This is a genomic window from Paenibacillus sp. SZ31 (assembly GCF_012912005.1).
Lineage (GTDB): Bacteria > Bacillota > Bacilli > Paenibacillales > Paenibacillaceae > Paenibacillus.
Map to the genome: position 1 here is coordinate 437,850 of NZ_JABBEA010000003.1, position 15,421 is coordinate 453,270.

Sequence of the window (15,421 nt, forward strand, 5' to 3'; positions counted from 1 at the left end):
CAATCTTAAGATCGCTGTTACCCTCGAATTTCTTTATATACCTTCTCTCAAAGGTAAAAATCCGATGATAAAGGCGAACGCTTCGCTTCTCCAGATTCTTTCTGTCCTCTTCGTTTACGTGTAAACACTATATTCATTCTAAATTATCGTTAATCCCTATGTCTTATTTTACATCAAAAACGTACCAATGACGATGGAAACACCGATTATAATCGAACGCAGCAGCTGGGCTACCGCCATATTGCCTCGTGCAATTTCGTCACACACCCGCATTTTTGGAATCAGGAAATCAAATATAATATAGACCAGGCACAACACAATAATTCCAAACGCCGACCACAGCAGCATATCCAACCACGAATGCGTCGAGAAAGATACCATCCCCACAATAATACACAGTCCCAGCAATTTGCTGCCCATGTACATACCTGCCGCCTCGTTACCTTTGGCGATTTCCTCACTATCGTTATACCGGGTCAATTTGCTAAAAGCGAAATATCCACACACCAATACCACCAGCAGAATGCCTACACCCACCGCCACATTCACGAGGTTTAATCCCAAGTTCTCCATTCCTTCTTCTCCTCCTCATCATTCATCTGTTCACGAACCGTAGCCGCGCAATAATAAGCCATATCTCCGGTCACTTTCTCCCCAATCCGTGGTAACACCCCAGCCAAACGCCCACCGATAACAAACACCCCTGTAAGCAGATAACCGCTGTACGCTCCAGCTTCCGTCTCGATCACAACCTGTTCCATCGGAACCAGCTGCTGATAGATTTTGGGCTGATTTTCGTAATAAGCTGTAATCTCTTCATCCTCTTCTGTTGCTCCAGTTGCAAGATTCGATTCTAGCTCCTCGTTAAGGCGACACACTATATTCTGCTTTCCAAAGGCATTGTCCGTTCCTCCATCCAGCAAAAGAGTTCCTCTGCCTTCGCGCCCCCAATAGCTCTTGGATACATATGGGATGGCGTTCAGCTCGAAAGGCTCCGCCGAAAAATAGGTTGGCAACAGATATCGGGAAATCACGTCCATCTCTGCTTCATCAAAGAGGGTAAACCCGCAATATTCCTGGGTTTGCTCGTTACGCTCGTAAAGTGACCAGATTGCTGCCATGAAACCTTTGCTCTGCATCAGTACATGCTGAACGGGATTCATCAGGCCCAATCTTCCCTCACGTACAAGTTCAAGCAGCGCAGCCCCAATGTCCACCCCTGTCGTCTCATCCCGATCATCGATCAGATACTCCAGCGGATAAAGGCGATACAGCAAGTTAATCTCCCGCCCCCTATGGTAGAGCGCCTCTCCCGGAACAATCTCCAGTTCCTCAAGTGGAGCATAGAAAACTTCGTATCCCGCTTCCTGACAGCGTTTCATCAGGTATTCCGTATTTGTTCGATCTTCGACATGTTCGCCAAAAGAAGTGAACGTCACCGGACCCTGTAATCCCTGCTCTGCATAGAATCGCAGCCATATCCTGAAACACTCCCGAATACATATATCCATCTCGGCAGATGGTGCAGTCAACGCGGCATCTTCAGCAAGACCAACCAGGATATCTTCCAGTGCAGCGGCCTCCGGTATACCCGTAGGAGTGTCCGTATTATTTTCAATACACTTGGGTCCAGCTTCTCCAATAATCCAGTCCTGACGGGTAATGCCTCCAGTTACCAACTCCATACGTGCCGTCGGAATAAGCCCGGGATGGATACCCAACTGATGCTCCAAAAAAGAATCCGGCATGTATTGCTGGATAAATCGCATCACTTTACAGTAAATGCCGTCTACCGTCTCGGCTGCAATACGCAACTCCTCTACCTCCGAGGGAGAATAGACCGTTAATGCAGGCACACAATATTGCTTCCCGTACATTCGATGGTATGGAATCTGTTGTCCCGCCTCACCCTGAAATACCTCTTCGTGACTTAACGGCAGTTGAACCACTTGCCTCATCCGTTTATCCTCCCGAGCTGCGGAAGAAGCTACCGAAGCCGCTTGATTTGGACTTGGATTTGCTATAGGAGCTGTTACTATCCTTGTTGCTTCGATACGACGACCCACCGTAGTAATAGTGCCCACTGCTGGAATCATATTCACATCCGGTATCATACTCCGGGTCACATTCATCATTGTTGCTGCCACAACCGGATAACACGGCAGGAACCGCCAGCATCAGGGAGAAAGCAACCAGCTTCGCTTTTGATCCGGGTTTCGATACTTGCCCCCGCTCTTGGTCACTCATTACAGATCCACCTCTTTCATATAAAACAACACTTTCTTGCGATCCGCATCCAGCACGGAATACAGGAACTCATACGTCTTGCCACCGCGAACCATATAATGGTCCAGCAGTTGCTCGGCAAGCTCCATCGTATAGGTGGAGCTTGCTGTGAGTTCCAACTCCTGAAATGAACTTCCATTCCACAACATATACTCTGCGCTGTACATGGAAGACATTTTGCACATCGCCAGCGCAGCATCCGCAATGGCTGCACCGTACTCGTCCGGCATCTGTTGCTCATACGCCGTCACGTATACTGCATGTTCCCGCCCATCCTGGCATTCATTGGACAGATGCGCCCAGAGTTTATTTTTCACCAGGGTGGCATCCACCAGTTTGCGCATGAACAGTTCATCTCGTGTGACTGAAGTCTGTTCCAGCACCCCTGTCTCCGCTTGTCGATCATCCGACCAACTCCGATACGTCAATGAATAATAGATACCGATAACCTCCCTTTTTGCGAGCTCTCAGGTGAGCCGTTTCAATTCATACAAACGTATTTAACGCATGGGGAGGTAAAAAGTTACACTAGTGAATTAATTTCATAGTACCTTTAGCTGCTTCAAATCAAGGCTAGACATAGATCAAAATGGTTTAATTTGTCTATGTCTAGTTACAAAACTCCATTTTTAGTGAGTTATGAAATTGATTCTATTCCCCATGACATGTAAAAATAGCTACTATTCGAGGTGCTATTGATGGTGCTACACTCGCGTTTTAACGCTTGCTTGGCAACCATGCAGATTCCGCGTTTGGTATGTAACCCCGGTCAAAAAGGCCGGAGAAAATTCTCCGACCTCGTTTGTTCCATCTTATGCTCATGCCAATCTGACTTATAACTCAGCCCACTGGGCCAATACATCATTATATTCAGCGGACAATTGCTCCCGATCATTCCAGATTTGTTCCAGTTCAAGCGGATTGTTCTGTACGGTTTCCAACTGTTGGTCCAGCACCTGAATCTGTGCCTCAAGACGAGCCAACGTCTGTTCCAGCTTCTCCGCAGACGGTTTGTTGCCATTGCCACTTCTATGTTTCGATACAGTTGATGCCGAAGAGGCCATTGCCTTACCTGATTCAATAGAAGCTTCATGATCTCGATTCCCACCGGCAGCCACAACAGTGGAACCGTTCATTATCGAGTTTGTTTCTGGCTTCTTCCCTGATCTGGCAGTCCCACTCGGCGCGGACGTTAAACCTGGCTTCAGCTCTGACTTGGCGTTCCCACGAGAAGAAACGCCCGCGCCTGCTGTAACATGACCTGTCGCCGCCGCACGAGCTTGCAAATCAAGCTTCTTCTCACGATACGCCTCATAGTCTCCCAGATAAGCGGTCATCTTACCGTCCTCCAGTTCCCACACACGGGAAGCGAGGCGATTGACGAAATACCGATCATGAGAGATGGCAAGTACGGTTCCTTCAAAATCAACCAGCGACTCTTCCAGCGCTTCTCTCGATGCGATATCCAGATGGTTGGTTGGCTCATCGAGCAGCAGTACATTGAGTTTGCGTTGCACCAGAAGAGCTAGCCGCAGACGCGTCCATTCCCCGCCAGATAATTGCCCGACAGAGCGAAATACATCCGCTCCGTAGAACAGGTATCGGGCCAGAATTCCGCGAGCCTCTCCTTCCTCCACGCCTGCTTCCAGACGGAAGTATTCAAGTACGTTCAGCTTCGGATTCGTGGGTTCCTCCTGTTGAGCCAGATACCCCACATCCACACGCGCCCCCCACTCCAGCTTGCCCGCGTTGGGCTGCTCGTCACCAAGCAACAGCTTGAATAAGGTCGTCTTGCCGGAACCATTGCGGCCAATGAGTGCAATTTTATCTCCATATTCCAGCAGACCCGAGATTCCGCGCAGGATTTCACGCTCACCATAGCTCTTCTCGACCTGTTCCAATACCGCTACCCGTTTACCCGTTCGATCCGTAGGACGCACATCGAACTCGGCATTTCGGCGCTCCAGTACAGGACGCTTCACCTGTTCCATCCGCTCGATGGCTTTACGCATAGAAGCCGCCCGTCTGAAGAACTTTTCATTCCCACCAACTCGGCCCCACTCCTCTAACTGGCGGATCGTTTCTTTCATTTTTTTGATAACCTTCTGCTGCTCCTTGAACTCCTCGAATTGCTGCAACAGCCGTTGTTCCTTCACTTTCATATATTCCGTATAACCGCCAGCAGATGTTTCCGCTTCTCCATCCTCCAGCTCCAGTGTTCGATTCACGACCCGATCCAAAAAATAGCGATCATGCGAGATCAGGACAATGGTGCCGGGATATTCTCGTAAAAACCCTTCCAACCACTCAACCCGCTCCAGATCAAGATGGTTTGTCGGCTCATCCAGCAATAACAGGTCGGGTCTTACGATTAGCTGTGAAGCCAGCACCACCCGAGTCTGCTCCCCACCGGACAGGGAACCAAAGCGCCAACCATATTGTTCCTTGGCGATATCCAAACCGTCCGCCACCTGATCGATCCGGGCATCCATTTCGTATCCACCCTCACGCTCGAACTGGTCTTGCAGTGCCGCGTAGCGTTTCAGCAGGCGCTCCAACTGATTAGGGTCTGCTGCACATGCCGGATCGGACATCTGCTGCTCCATTTCCTTCATTTGCGTGCGACATATCATAAGCTCCTTGAATCCAAGACTCAGTACACCCAGTACGGTATGGTCATCCAATCCTTCTGGAACCTGAGCCACATATCCCATTCGTGTATCTTTCTTGATCATCAATTGCCCTTCATCCGGCTTGTTCAGTCTTGCCATCAGGCGCATAAGTGTGGTTTTGCCGCTCCCGTTGCGGCCGATTAGGGCGACCTTGTCACCCTCCATAATTTCAAACGTAATGCCGTCCAGCACCAGATGTGCTCCGTGGTATTGAGTCAGTTGTTGTGCGCTAATAATCATCATAATAAGGTTCCTCCTATGGTATGGAAGATCCTGACCGCAACACAAAAAGAGCCGCAGGAGGTTAGCTCCGCGGCCCTTCAGAATTCAAGCAATATCGCTTATCGTCCGAATGAGGTCAAGGCAGGCATCTTCTCGCAAATGTTAACTTCCGTATATTCAAAATTGGACAGACTTCTCCCGTTGGTCAGAAAAGTATGAACAATGCCAGCCATAGCGATCGGCAGCTGGCTAATACGGTTGTTAAGCATCTCGTGATTCACCTGTCTTCACCTCCTTGTCATAATTAATGTAAATATATCACAGACGGTTGCTTTACTGCAACCATCCCTTCGCCCAATTCAATCATACTGTAAAGTAGTTTCATTATTCCGCTTAATTCCTGCCGCGTCGTCGAAGCATCACATCCCTGATCGCCACCGTAATGAGTGTTAACATTCCCGCGGTACCCAGCGATACGCCAAGCAGAGCATAACCGATGCCGTTCCACCCGCCAATGTTGATGCTGATCATGATTACAACGGCACCGCCGAGCAAGGCCACACATGGCAATATATATTGAACCCACGTCAATCGACGTCCTTGCATCCGGTAGATAAGCCATTCAATCAGCAGCTGCACCGCCCACATCCCCAATGTCCACAAGATCAGTACTTCCATAAGGTTCCCCTCCTGTTGCTGGATGGATCAAGCCCTGTGTTACAGACCTTACGTTACTTCAACCAATCTGAGAAAAAGTTCCGGTACCCTTCTTTCATCTTCGTGCGCGAAAAAGCACCAAACGCATACTCCCGGTTGTCTTCCGATACACTGCGCGGCGCAGCCGCAGCCATGTTCACCAGTTCAAACCAGTTATCCTCGTTGCCTGCAAAGGCATGCGTGGATCGAATGTGACCGTAGCAGGCATGCTCCGGCTTCACGACCATTTTGCCCATCGCCATCGCTTCCGTCAGCGGCATCGCAAACGTATCAAAGGCCGAACAGCTCCAATATACCTTGGATGAGTTCATCAACGTAAATATCTCATCCTGCGTGAGCGCAAACTTCAGCTTCACGTTGGAAGGAATGTCGTACTTCTTCATGGTTTCCTTATAGCGTACACCGCCAAACACCATGTATACTTCCTTGTCCGGATTCTGCCGAGCATATTCCAGAACTAGATCCGGGCGACGGTTCACCTCATCCCGACCGATCCAGAGCACCCGATTATGCACAACCTGACTCGGATCATAGTGCCGGTTCGCCAGCTCTTCGCTAAAGCCAATCGGGATGACGTTCACGTCATGTACGCCGAAATTGCGACCCAGTTCTGTTTTCAAAAACTCGGTCTGCACAATGGCTTTATCCACCATCGTATAGAATGGCTTCATCATCTCATATCCCGTCAGCGCGGGATCGGGGAAACTGTGCGGGAACAATACGCTCTTTGGTAAGAACATCTTCAAAAACGTAAACCCGGATACGGTGTAGATGACATGCTCTATATTTTGGCTATGAATCTGGTCCAGCACGATATCGTAGTTTACCAGGTCACCTTTCTCATGCTCATAACCCGGCAACCAGTCGTATCCGCTGACATGACGCTCCGGCGAAATAAACACAATATCCACGCCCAGCTCCAGACCAATCTGCTTCAGCCGATCCGCAAATACGCGCGGTCCCTGAGCTTCCGTGAATTGAATTTTACGCATAACAAGTCCGACTTTACGCAAGCTTCTCACCCCTCATTTCTATTCCTCACCCATATGCTTCATGCACTGCTCCAGCGTCGCCGCCGTCTCAAGCCACTGGTTCCGCAGCTGTTCCCTCGGCCACACACATTCCTCACTCCTCAGGTCACCATCAATCAAACGCAGCATCCAAAGCGAGAATACAATAGCATAAGCATCGTACCATTCTGCAAAAGAAATCCGTTCAATCTGCACGCCCAGGCTCCCCAGTTTGTCCAGATACACATCTATAACCCGCTCTCGCAAAGCAGGCGTAACCGTTCTGGGAAACAGCGGATGCGAGAGATCAACTAGGTGATATATATCCCACAGTGGCGTATTCAGATGGGCATGCTCCCAATCCAAGATGACCAGTCTGCCGTCCACCTCAGCCATGTTACCTGGATGCAGGTCTCCGTGACACAAAACGGTTGGAAGTTCTTCCTCTGCCGTGAGGATCCACCTGGAGATCTTGTCCCAATCGGATTCGGACAGCTGCATATCCAGTCTGGATAACAGTTCATCATTAGATTGCCTATGCATTTGCAACTCATCCAACATTGTGCGAATGGACGGTTTCTGACCCACGCGAGGCAGTTCGCTCCAATTCGTAACAGGTAGCGTATGCCACGCCGCCATATGTACCGCTGCATCAAGCATCGTCGCTTCTTGTGAATCATGCACCAGTTGCCCCAGATCCTCGTAGATCATCCAGCTCTGTACTGGAGCAATGGTAAGATCCGACGCTGCAATGAGTTGCGGATAGATTGGAGGTAGACCAGACATCACACGCTCGTACATCCATCGTTCCCGTCCATGCTGCGCAGGATTCGTCAGTGGTTTGAAAATATAACTTTCACCGGTAGGAACAGTGAATCGCTCCACATATCTTCCGTTCATTCCTTTATACAATTGTTCGCGGCTTGTTATATATTGAACATTCAGCATTCCTTCGGGCGTCACCCAGCTGTATGCATCCAACTCTTCATTCACGCTACCCACCATCCATTTCATTCTTCCTGCTACTCCGATGTTGATTTCTATTCATCATACGTTGCCACTCACAAGCCTGCAAGCTTTGGTCGTAAGCACTTATTTAGTGCTCCAAGAGTGAGGTTCAAAAGTGCTTATTGCATTTTGGTTAGTAATCACTTACTATACAATCATGAAGAACAAATCTCATGTGGATAGCAAAAAGAAAGATATCCTACAAGCGGCGATGCGCTTGTTCGCAACCAAAGGCGTTGACGGCATATCCGTCAAAGAGATCGGTGACGCCGCCGGAGTAACCGATGCGGCGATCTACAAACATTTTAAAAACAAAGATGCCGTTGCCCTGGAAGCCTTCACCCAATACTGTGTCGACTATACTTCACTGATTGACGGGTATGTTCGACAGGAAGGTCCGGTGCTGGAACGCTTCAAGCAACTGGTTACCGAGGTTCTCCATCTGCATGATGAAGATCCCTACGGACTGCTGTTGATTTCACAGAATCATGAAATATTCATTGAAGCTGGAAGCAGCGAGGATTACCGTCAGCCATTGGATGCGTTAATGGATCTGATCGATCAGGGAATGATGCGGGGTGAACTGCCTCAGCAGGATTCACGGCTTACAGCCGTGCTGGTGATCGGTGCAATTACGCGCATGGCGGTCTCGAGTATGCAAGGTGAACTGCCGGAGTTGTTGGTACCTTATACGGGCGAGACTGTTCATCGTCTTGCATCGATGTTGGGGCACTTACCTCAGGAGTAACAATGGAGATGGGATGAAGCTAGAAATGGATTAGCGGAGCGTAGGGAAAACGACGTGAGCAACTACATTGTTTCCGAAGGAAACAACCTTCGTAAGTTTCCGCTAATTTCGGCTGAATCCCATATTCGATGCGGATGATGCCGCTAGGCATAATTCGTAATCAAAAGCGGATTTGTTGAACAACTTCTAAAAGAGAATCTTCAGCATACCATCAGGATATACAGATGGATTACCGGGTCATACGTGACCTTTTCTTTTTGTACATGAGGTTAGTGTTCATTAACTAAAATAGTCAGGACGTGTCATCTTCGATGAAGAAAATACTAATTATTCAAGGCAATCCCGTCTCACCCAGTTACAACGGCGCATTAGCCGAGGCTTACCGCAAAGGTGCGGTGCAGGCTGGTGCTGACGTCCGCACGATCACCCTGAACGAGTTGGCGTTCAACATGAATCTGGAGGGAGGATATCGTAATAAACTTCCACTTGAACCGGATTTGCTACAAGCTCAAGAAGCAATCAAGTGGGCCGAGCATCTGGTATGGGTATTCCCAATCTGGTGGGGAGGACCGCCTGCCCTGTTGAAAGGTTTCGTTGACCGAATCTTTATGCCAGGTTACGCCTTCAAGTATCAGAAAGGAAAACCTTTCCCGGATCAACTGCTCAAAGGCCGCACCGCCCGCATGATCACCACGATGGATGGCCCGAGCTGGTACTTCAAATGGTTCCAGGGTGAGCCCGCACATAAAATGATGAAAATATCCACATTTGGACTCACTGGCATCAAACCTGTGCGGATAACAACTGTAGACCAAGTCGGGAAGAAGTCAGATGAACAAAGAAAGAATTGGTTGGATAAGATTGAACAGCTTGGGCGTAAGATGGGGTAAACACTTTTCTGCAAGAAAATCTCATGGGAAGTATATGCTTCTCTCCAGATTTTCACGTTGTAAGTTAAATCAAAGATCTGGGGATAAGCCGCAATTCGAAGGTAGTTCTGTAATCCGCGAGTGGCGCAATTGTAATTATAGTCTGACTTATATCAGAAAGTAGAAATGTGCCTATTCCCAGTTACAAAAAAGGGTTGTCCCCTACGTCTTGAACAAGACGTAGGGGACAACCCTTTTAGCATTCATTATGGTCTAACGAACCGTAAACACGCTATTAGCGCCATTTTCGATAAGTCTGAGGTTTAACGAATCATAGACGCGTTATTTCCTCGATCTGTGTATCATTTGACGGTTTTAAACTAGTTTGCACCGGAATAACTTCACTGAGGTTCGTTACATTTTGCATTCCACGCTAAATCGCCATTTAACACTCACTCGGTTCGTTAGCGACCTGCATTTAGAGAGACAAATCCGCTCGACAGGCCAGCGTGATGCGCCGACCCAAGTCTTTGGAAAGTCGACTTCGTAACCAACGGTAATGGAATAGGAACAACGCATTACCCAAACGAAATACGACCTGATGGATGCTCAGGCAAAATGGAAGATACCAGCTGCTGCACAGCCGGATGATCCGACTGCATTACCGAATCCCCGGCATCACCGCTATAGACCAGCTTCCCCTGATCCATTACGGCAATACTGTCGCAGATCGTCATGGCGGCACGAATGTCATGCGTGATAAAGAGGTACGACAATCCGTAGGTGGTTCTTAACTCCGCCAATAAGGATAAGATTTGCGTCTGGTGCACCATATCCAGGCTGCTGATCGACTCGTCCAGTACGATTAACTTTGGCTTGAGTGCGATAGCTCGTGCGATGTTAACTCGCTGTAATTGCCCACCGCTGAACTGGTGCGGAAGCTTGCTCCCATCCTCAGGTGAAAGTCCAACCTGCTCAAGCAGTTGTCCAACCACACGAAGCTGTTCTTTTGCCGAAAATCGCTCGTAATTATCCAGTGGCTCACCGATGATCTGCGCGGCAGTCATGAGTGGATTCACAGCCGAATAACAGTCCTGGAACACGACCTGCAGATCGCGCCGTAATCCCTTAAGCACGGGTTTGCTGGATCGATAGATATCCTGACCCTGAAATAAAACCTGACCCTGGCTGGGCTTCTCCAGACCAAGAATGATTTTACCCAAGGTACTTTTACCTGCCCCGCTCGTACCCAGGAGCCCCAGACACACACCCTTTTCGATCGTAAGTGAGATATCTGCCAGCACAGGAGGACGCGCTCCCGAACGATCCAGCCAGTTGCGTTTGCCATAGCTATGGCTTACTTCACGTACCTGAAGCATCAGGTCACCCTCCTCTTTTGTACTTGGCAGAAGCAATCTCCGAAGAAGCTGAAATTACACATCACCATGTTCATTCCACCCCTACGCCTACCCACTCAAAACAAGTGTATTCCCGCTCTACACATAAACTCACTGAACAATTCAACTCATCTGTCATTCGCTATCGTCCTAAATACATACTGGGTCTGGCATTTAACAACATCCGTGTATACTCATGCTGCGGGTGATCGAACAGTTGGTACACATCCGCCTGCTCCACAATTCGCCCCTTCTGCATGACCGCGACTTCATCCGCCATTTGCGAGATCACGCCCAGATCGTGGGAGATGAGCAAGATGGATGTGCCATACTCCGTACGTAGCCGATCCAATTCCTGAAGCACCTTGAACTGATTCACGACATCCAGTGCCGTCGTTGGTTCATCAGCAATAACCAAAGCCGGTCGCAGACACATCGATATGGCGATCATCACACGCTGCAACATACCGCCACTCAGTTGGAAGGGATATCGCTTCATCAGTTTAGCTGGTTCGGGTAAGTTCATATCTGCCAAGGCAGCAATGGCCCGCTCCCTGGCAGCTGCTTTGGACATTCCCGTATGCGTACGCAAGGTTTCAATGAATTGAGATCCAATCGTATATACGGGTGTAAAAGCATTCATCGGATTCTGCATAATAAATCCGATTTCCTTGCCGCGGATGCGCCGCATCTCCTCACCTGACAACGAGCCAAGCTCCCGTCCATTCAGGTGGATGCTGCCCGACACTTCCATCCTGCGCGGATCAAGCAGATGGAGCAACGCGTTACATGTAACGGTCTTACCGCTGCCACTCTCACCGACGAGACCGAAGACACGACCTTTTTTTAATTCAAAATCAATGGGCTCCAGTAACGGGACTGAACCCTCCGCTGTTCTTAGATTCACTTGCAGACCACGAACTTCGAGTACCTTCGCTGCATCATCCATCGTTACGTTCACCCCTCATATGCCTTCGATTCCGAACCACTACCTTTTTGCTATACCATAACGCTCGGATAACGCTTCACCTAAGATGTTGAACGTAATGACTACGAGCAGAATCAATGCCCCCGGGTAGATCATCAACTCCGGATGACTGCGAATATAACCTGTCCCCTCATGAATCATAGCGCCCCATTCTGCATTCGGTGGTTGAATACCAAGTCCCAGGAAAGACAGAGCAGATATATCCATAATCGCCCACCCCATCTCCAGAGTACCCATCACAACGATCGGACGCTGCACGTTGGGGATGATATGTTTCCGAATAATCGTCCACGAAGAGGAGCCGCTAATCCGCGCCGCTGCGATGAAGTTCCGTTCTTTCAGACTAACGACCATGTTCCGGCAGATACGTGCATAATACACCCACTGTACCATCATGAGTGCTAGAAGCACCTGCATCAAACCTGGACCAAAGATCCCTACAATACCGAGCACCAGCACCAGATTCGGAAACGCCATAATGCCTTCACACAAGCGCATCAGCAGACTGTCCACCCAGCCACCAAGGTAACCGGAGATTGAACCTACAATGACACCAATGAGCAAAGATGACAGGAAGATCAGGGTAGCAAAACCAAGCGACACCCGCGCTCCATACATCAGCCTGGTGAGATTGTCGCGTCCCAGATGATCCGTTCCCAGCCAATGCTCAAGCGATGGACTCGCCAGCTTCTGCAACAGATTCACCTTCACCGGGTCATGAGGAGCAATCCATGGGGCTAATAACGCGATCACGAAGAAAAGCAATAGGATCACCGAGCAGATCTGGATGGCTCTCTGTCCTTTAAATACCGCACGCCATTTGTTTATCAATGTTCTGCCCGTCCTTTCGCGGAAATCCGTGGGTCCATAACGAGCTGCACCAGATCAACGAGCAGATTGCATACGATGAACAGGCAGGCCGCCAGGAAGACATAACATTGAATCACGGGAATATCCCGGTTAAATATCGCATCGACAAAGTACCGTCCGAACCCCGGCCAGGAAAATACCTGCTCTACAATAATGGTGCCTGTGAGCAGCTTGCCCATACTCATGCCCATTCCTGTAATAAGGGGCGATATGGCGATTTTCAGCACATGTTTCAGCATAATGACTCGTTCGCGAATTCCGCGTGTTCTCGCGTACTGTACATATGTCTCCTGCAATTGCTCCAGTACACTGGAACGTAACAATCGGGTGTAGACCGCAATAAGAATCAAGGAGAGAGTAATCGTAGGCAGAACCAGATTCTCCCACGATCCACGCCCCTCCACAGGTAGCCAGTCCAGCTTCACCGAGAAAAAGAAGATCAGCAGATAACCTAACCAGAATTGCGGAATAGATGCTCCAAAATAGGAAATCGCACGGCTGACCATGTCAATCCAGCTATTCTTGTACACCGCCGCCAGTATTCCCAATGGAATACTCACCAAAGCGGATAACAACATACTCCAAAAGGCTAGTTCAGCCGTAGCGGGAATCCTTAGTTTCACTTCATCCCATACGGGTTTGTTGGTGAGATACGAAGTGCCGAAGTCGAGCTTGGCAATCTTCTGAATCGTATGCGCATATTGGGTTACCAAAGGCTGATCCAGGCCGAACTCATGCCGCTTTTGCGCAAGCAGCTCCGGTGTTGGATAGATATGAGCGGCTGTCAGATAAGCCTCGGCCGGATCAACCGGTGAAATATGAATAAGCGCAAAGGTAACGAGTGTAGCGATAAAAACGATAGGAATGATCGCGATCATTCGTTTACCGATATAACTGATCACCAAACGTTCCTCCTTTTATCAAGCTACATGACCTTAGCAAGACCTTACTATTCTCGAAATTATTACTTATTGATTGCCCAATTCGATGCCTACAAACGGATTTTCGTCACGGTTTGCCGGGAAAATAAAGTTGGAGATTTTCTTCTGATATACAGCCGTTTTCTTAATATAAGAGATCGGTACGATCGCCGATTGCTCCTGAAGTGTTTTCAGGATAGAGCCATATAACTCTTGGCGTTTCGTCTCGTCTGTGGATGATAGGGCTGCATGCACCTGATCGTCCAGTTCATTTTTCATCGGCAACGCACTCAGGGTCTCGGAAATCCCGAATCCAGGGCTCGCTACAACGTTAATGAAGGAATGCGGATCATACGGTGCGCCATAGTTGTACCAGAAATACAGGTCGAAATCATTGGCTTTCAAACGTTTGATCTGTACCGTCAGTTCAAGCCCAGTAAGGTTCACTTTAACCCCAAGCTCGCTCCATTCCGCCTGAATGGTTTCAGCCATCGCTTTCTGAATTGGGTCCGTCTTGTCAAAAATCATCTCAAAATCAAGCTGCTGACCGTCTTTCTCACGAACTGTACCACCTGCTGGCAGCTTCCAGCCTGCTTCGTCCAGTAAAGCTTTGGATTTCTCCACGTCGTACGTGATCGGTTCCAAGTCTACATTGGTGTACGGATAATTTTTGGACAGTACTGTATCGGCTGGTTCTTCCAATCCGGAAGTAACACCTTCCACCATCGCCTGTTTATTAAACCCTTGCTGAAGCGCCATCCGTACTCTGACATCGGACAGCTTCGGATTGGAAGAGTTCAGCAACAAGCTGCGAGTGCCTACCGGATCAGACAATTGGGTCACATATTCATCGTTGTCACGCAGCTGTTGGAATGCATCCAGACTGATCACACCTTCACCGTAGATGAGGTCGAGATCACCTTTTTCAAAAGCGAGTACACGGGTTTCACCGTCAGGAATGATTTTGACTGTAATCTGATCCACCTTCGGTGCTGTTCCCCAATAGTTCGGGTTACGCTTGAAGACGGCATATTCGTCCTGCTTGTATTCAGCCAGCATCCACGGGCCCGTTCCAACCGGCTCTTTGATGCCTTGGGATGTATCTCCATCATCCGGGAATCCGGCTTCTCCCAAGAAGCGGAAAGGACGAACCACCGACAAGTCCTGAAGAACAGGATAATACGGCTCTGTGAGTGTCATGCGGAAGGTCTGGTCGTCCACAACCTCCGTCTTGTCGAGCACACCTACAATGCCCAGCCAGCTATGTGTATCTTTATTTTTCATTACAGCGTCAAAATTCTTTTTCACAATCTCAGCATTAAATGGCGTACCATCTGAGAATTTCACACCTTGGCGAAGCTTGAATGTATATACTTTGCCGTCATCGGAGATGGTCCATGATTCTGCCAGAGCAGGTTCCAGTTTTCCGTCCTTCTGGTAACTGATCAGCGGCTCATAGAGCATGGATTGGGCAAATAATTGCGAAGGATTGTACGTGTGCGGATTCATTGTGCCGATATCACGTGGCCATGACATCGTAATCGACTTCGTAGATGTTTGATCCGAAGCAGCAGATGAGGATTCATCTCCACTTCCTGTATTGCTGCAACCCACGATAACGAATAGCAACAAGAGCATAGTTGCCAGCATGAGGGCCGAAGATTTGCGATGTTGTACAGACATGGATGTTGAACCCCTTTTCTCTATTTTATGA

Annotated in this window: 16 protein-coding genes; 2 read left to right on the plus strand and 14 right to left on the minus strand. The window is 48.9% G+C overall.

Annotated features, from left to right (window positions below; translation table 11 throughout):
- Positions 1-168: 168 nt before the first annotated feature.
- From HF638_RS09355 to HF638_RS09395, 9 genes are all read right to left on the minus strand, one after another.
- Positions 169-573, minus strand: coding sequence for a DUF350 domain-containing protein (locus HF638_RS09355; RefSeq protein ID WP_017691702.1), 405 nt, complete (start codon positions 571-573; stop codon positions 169-171).
- On the minus strand, positions 555-1,958 hold the full coding sequence (locus tag HF638_RS09360; protein ID WP_169479949.1) for a glutathionylspermidine synthase family protein: 1,404 nt from the start codon (positions 1,956-1,958) through the stop codon (positions 555-557). Before HF638_RS09360 ends, HF638_RS09355 begins: the two co-directional genes overlap by 19 nt.
- Positions 1,959-1,962: 4 nt before the next feature.
- Complete coding sequence (locus HF638_RS09365) at positions 1,963-2,247, minus strand: hypothetical protein (protein WP_169479950.1); 285 nt, start codon at positions 2,245-2,247, stop codon at positions 1,963-1,965.
- A complete protein-coding gene (locus HF638_RS28395) occupies positions 2,247-2,714 on the minus strand; it encodes a hypothetical protein (RefSeq protein WP_211175566.1) in 468 nt (155 codons plus the stop codon). Before HF638_RS28395 ends, HF638_RS09365 begins: the two co-directional genes overlap by 1 nt.
- A 405-nt stretch (positions 2,715-3,119) precedes the next feature.
- Positions 3,120-5,201, minus strand: a complete 2,082-nt coding sequence (gene abc-f / locus HF638_RS09375; RefSeq protein ID WP_169479951.1) for a ribosomal protection-like ABC-F family protein — start codon at positions 5,199-5,201, stop codon at positions 3,120-3,122.
- 98 nt (positions 5,202-5,299) lie between these two features.
- Positions 5,300-5,461, minus strand: a complete 162-nt coding sequence (locus HF638_RS09380; RefSeq protein WP_017691697.1) for a hypothetical protein — start codon at positions 5,459-5,461, stop codon at positions 5,300-5,302.
- Positions 5,462-5,573: 112 nt separating this feature from the next.
- Entirely contained in the window at positions 5,574-5,858 is a 285-nt protein-coding gene (locus HF638_RS09385; RefSeq protein WP_169479952.1) for a YesK family protein, read from the minus strand.
- A 53-nt stretch (positions 5,859-5,911) separates the two neighbouring features.
- Positions 5,912-6,910 carry a glycosyltransferase gene (locus HF638_RS09390; RefSeq protein WP_169479953.1) on the minus strand — a complete coding sequence of 333 codons (999 nt, stop codon included), beginning with the start codon at positions 6,908-6,910 and terminating at the stop codon, positions 5,912-5,914.
- Positions 6,911-6,928: 18 nt separating this feature from the next.
- Positions 6,929-7,921 (minus strand): phosphotransferase family protein, encoded by a 993-nt coding sequence (locus HF638_RS09395; RefSeq protein ID WP_169479954.1) that lies wholly within the window; start codon positions 7,919-7,921, stop codon positions 6,929-6,931.
- Between the two features lie 151 nt (positions 7,922-8,072).
- On the opposite strand from HF638_RS09395, the gene HF638_RS09400 reads away from it, so the two are divergent.
- On the plus strand, positions 8,073-8,663 hold the full coding sequence (locus tag HF638_RS09400) for a TetR/AcrR family transcriptional regulator (RefSeq protein WP_169480065.1): 591 nt from the start codon (positions 8,073-8,075) through the stop codon (positions 8,661-8,663).
- 311 nt (positions 8,664-8,974) lie between these two features.
- The gene (locus tag HF638_RS09405; RefSeq protein ID WP_169479955.1) at positions 8,975-9,553 is read left to right on the plus strand and encodes an NAD(P)H-dependent oxidoreductase; all 579 of its coding nucleotides are present in this window, start codon (positions 8,975-8,977) and stop codon (positions 9,551-9,553) included.
- Between the two features lie 557 nt (positions 9,554-10,110).
- On the opposite strand, the gene nikE is transcribed toward HF638_RS09405, so the two are convergent.
- The 5 genes from nikE to nikA form a co-directional block, all read right to left on the minus strand.
- Positions 10,111-10,911: a nickel import ATP-binding protein NikE gene (nikE, locus tag HF638_RS09410; protein ID WP_169479956.1), complete on the minus strand. Its 801-nt coding sequence runs from the start codon at positions 10,909-10,911 to the stop codon at positions 10,111-10,113.
- A gap of 160 nt (positions 10,912-11,071) precedes the next feature.
- Positions 11,072-11,878, minus strand: coding sequence for a nickel import ATP-binding protein NikD (gene nikD, locus HF638_RS09415; RefSeq protein WP_047840856.1), 807 nt, complete (start codon positions 11,876-11,878; stop codon positions 11,072-11,074).
- A gap of 39 nt (positions 11,879-11,917) precedes the next feature.
- Positions 11,918-12,748 (minus strand): nickel ABC transporter permease subunit NikC, encoded by an 831-nt coding sequence (gene nikC / locus HF638_RS09420; RefSeq protein ID WP_169479957.1) that lies wholly within the window; start codon positions 12,746-12,748, stop codon positions 11,918-11,920.
- Positions 12,745-13,689, minus strand: a complete 945-nt coding sequence (gene nikB, locus HF638_RS09425) for a nickel ABC transporter permease subunit NikB (RefSeq protein ID WP_169479958.1) — start codon at positions 13,687-13,689, stop codon at positions 12,745-12,747. Before nikB ends, nikC begins: the two co-directional genes overlap by 4 nt.
- 66 nt (positions 13,690-13,755) lie before the next feature.
- Positions 13,756-15,390, minus strand: coding sequence for a nickel ABC transporter substrate-binding protein (nikA, locus tag HF638_RS09430; protein WP_169479959.1), 1,635 nt, complete (start codon positions 15,388-15,390; stop codon positions 13,756-13,758).
- Between the last annotated feature and the right edge of the window lie 31 nt (positions 15,391-15,421).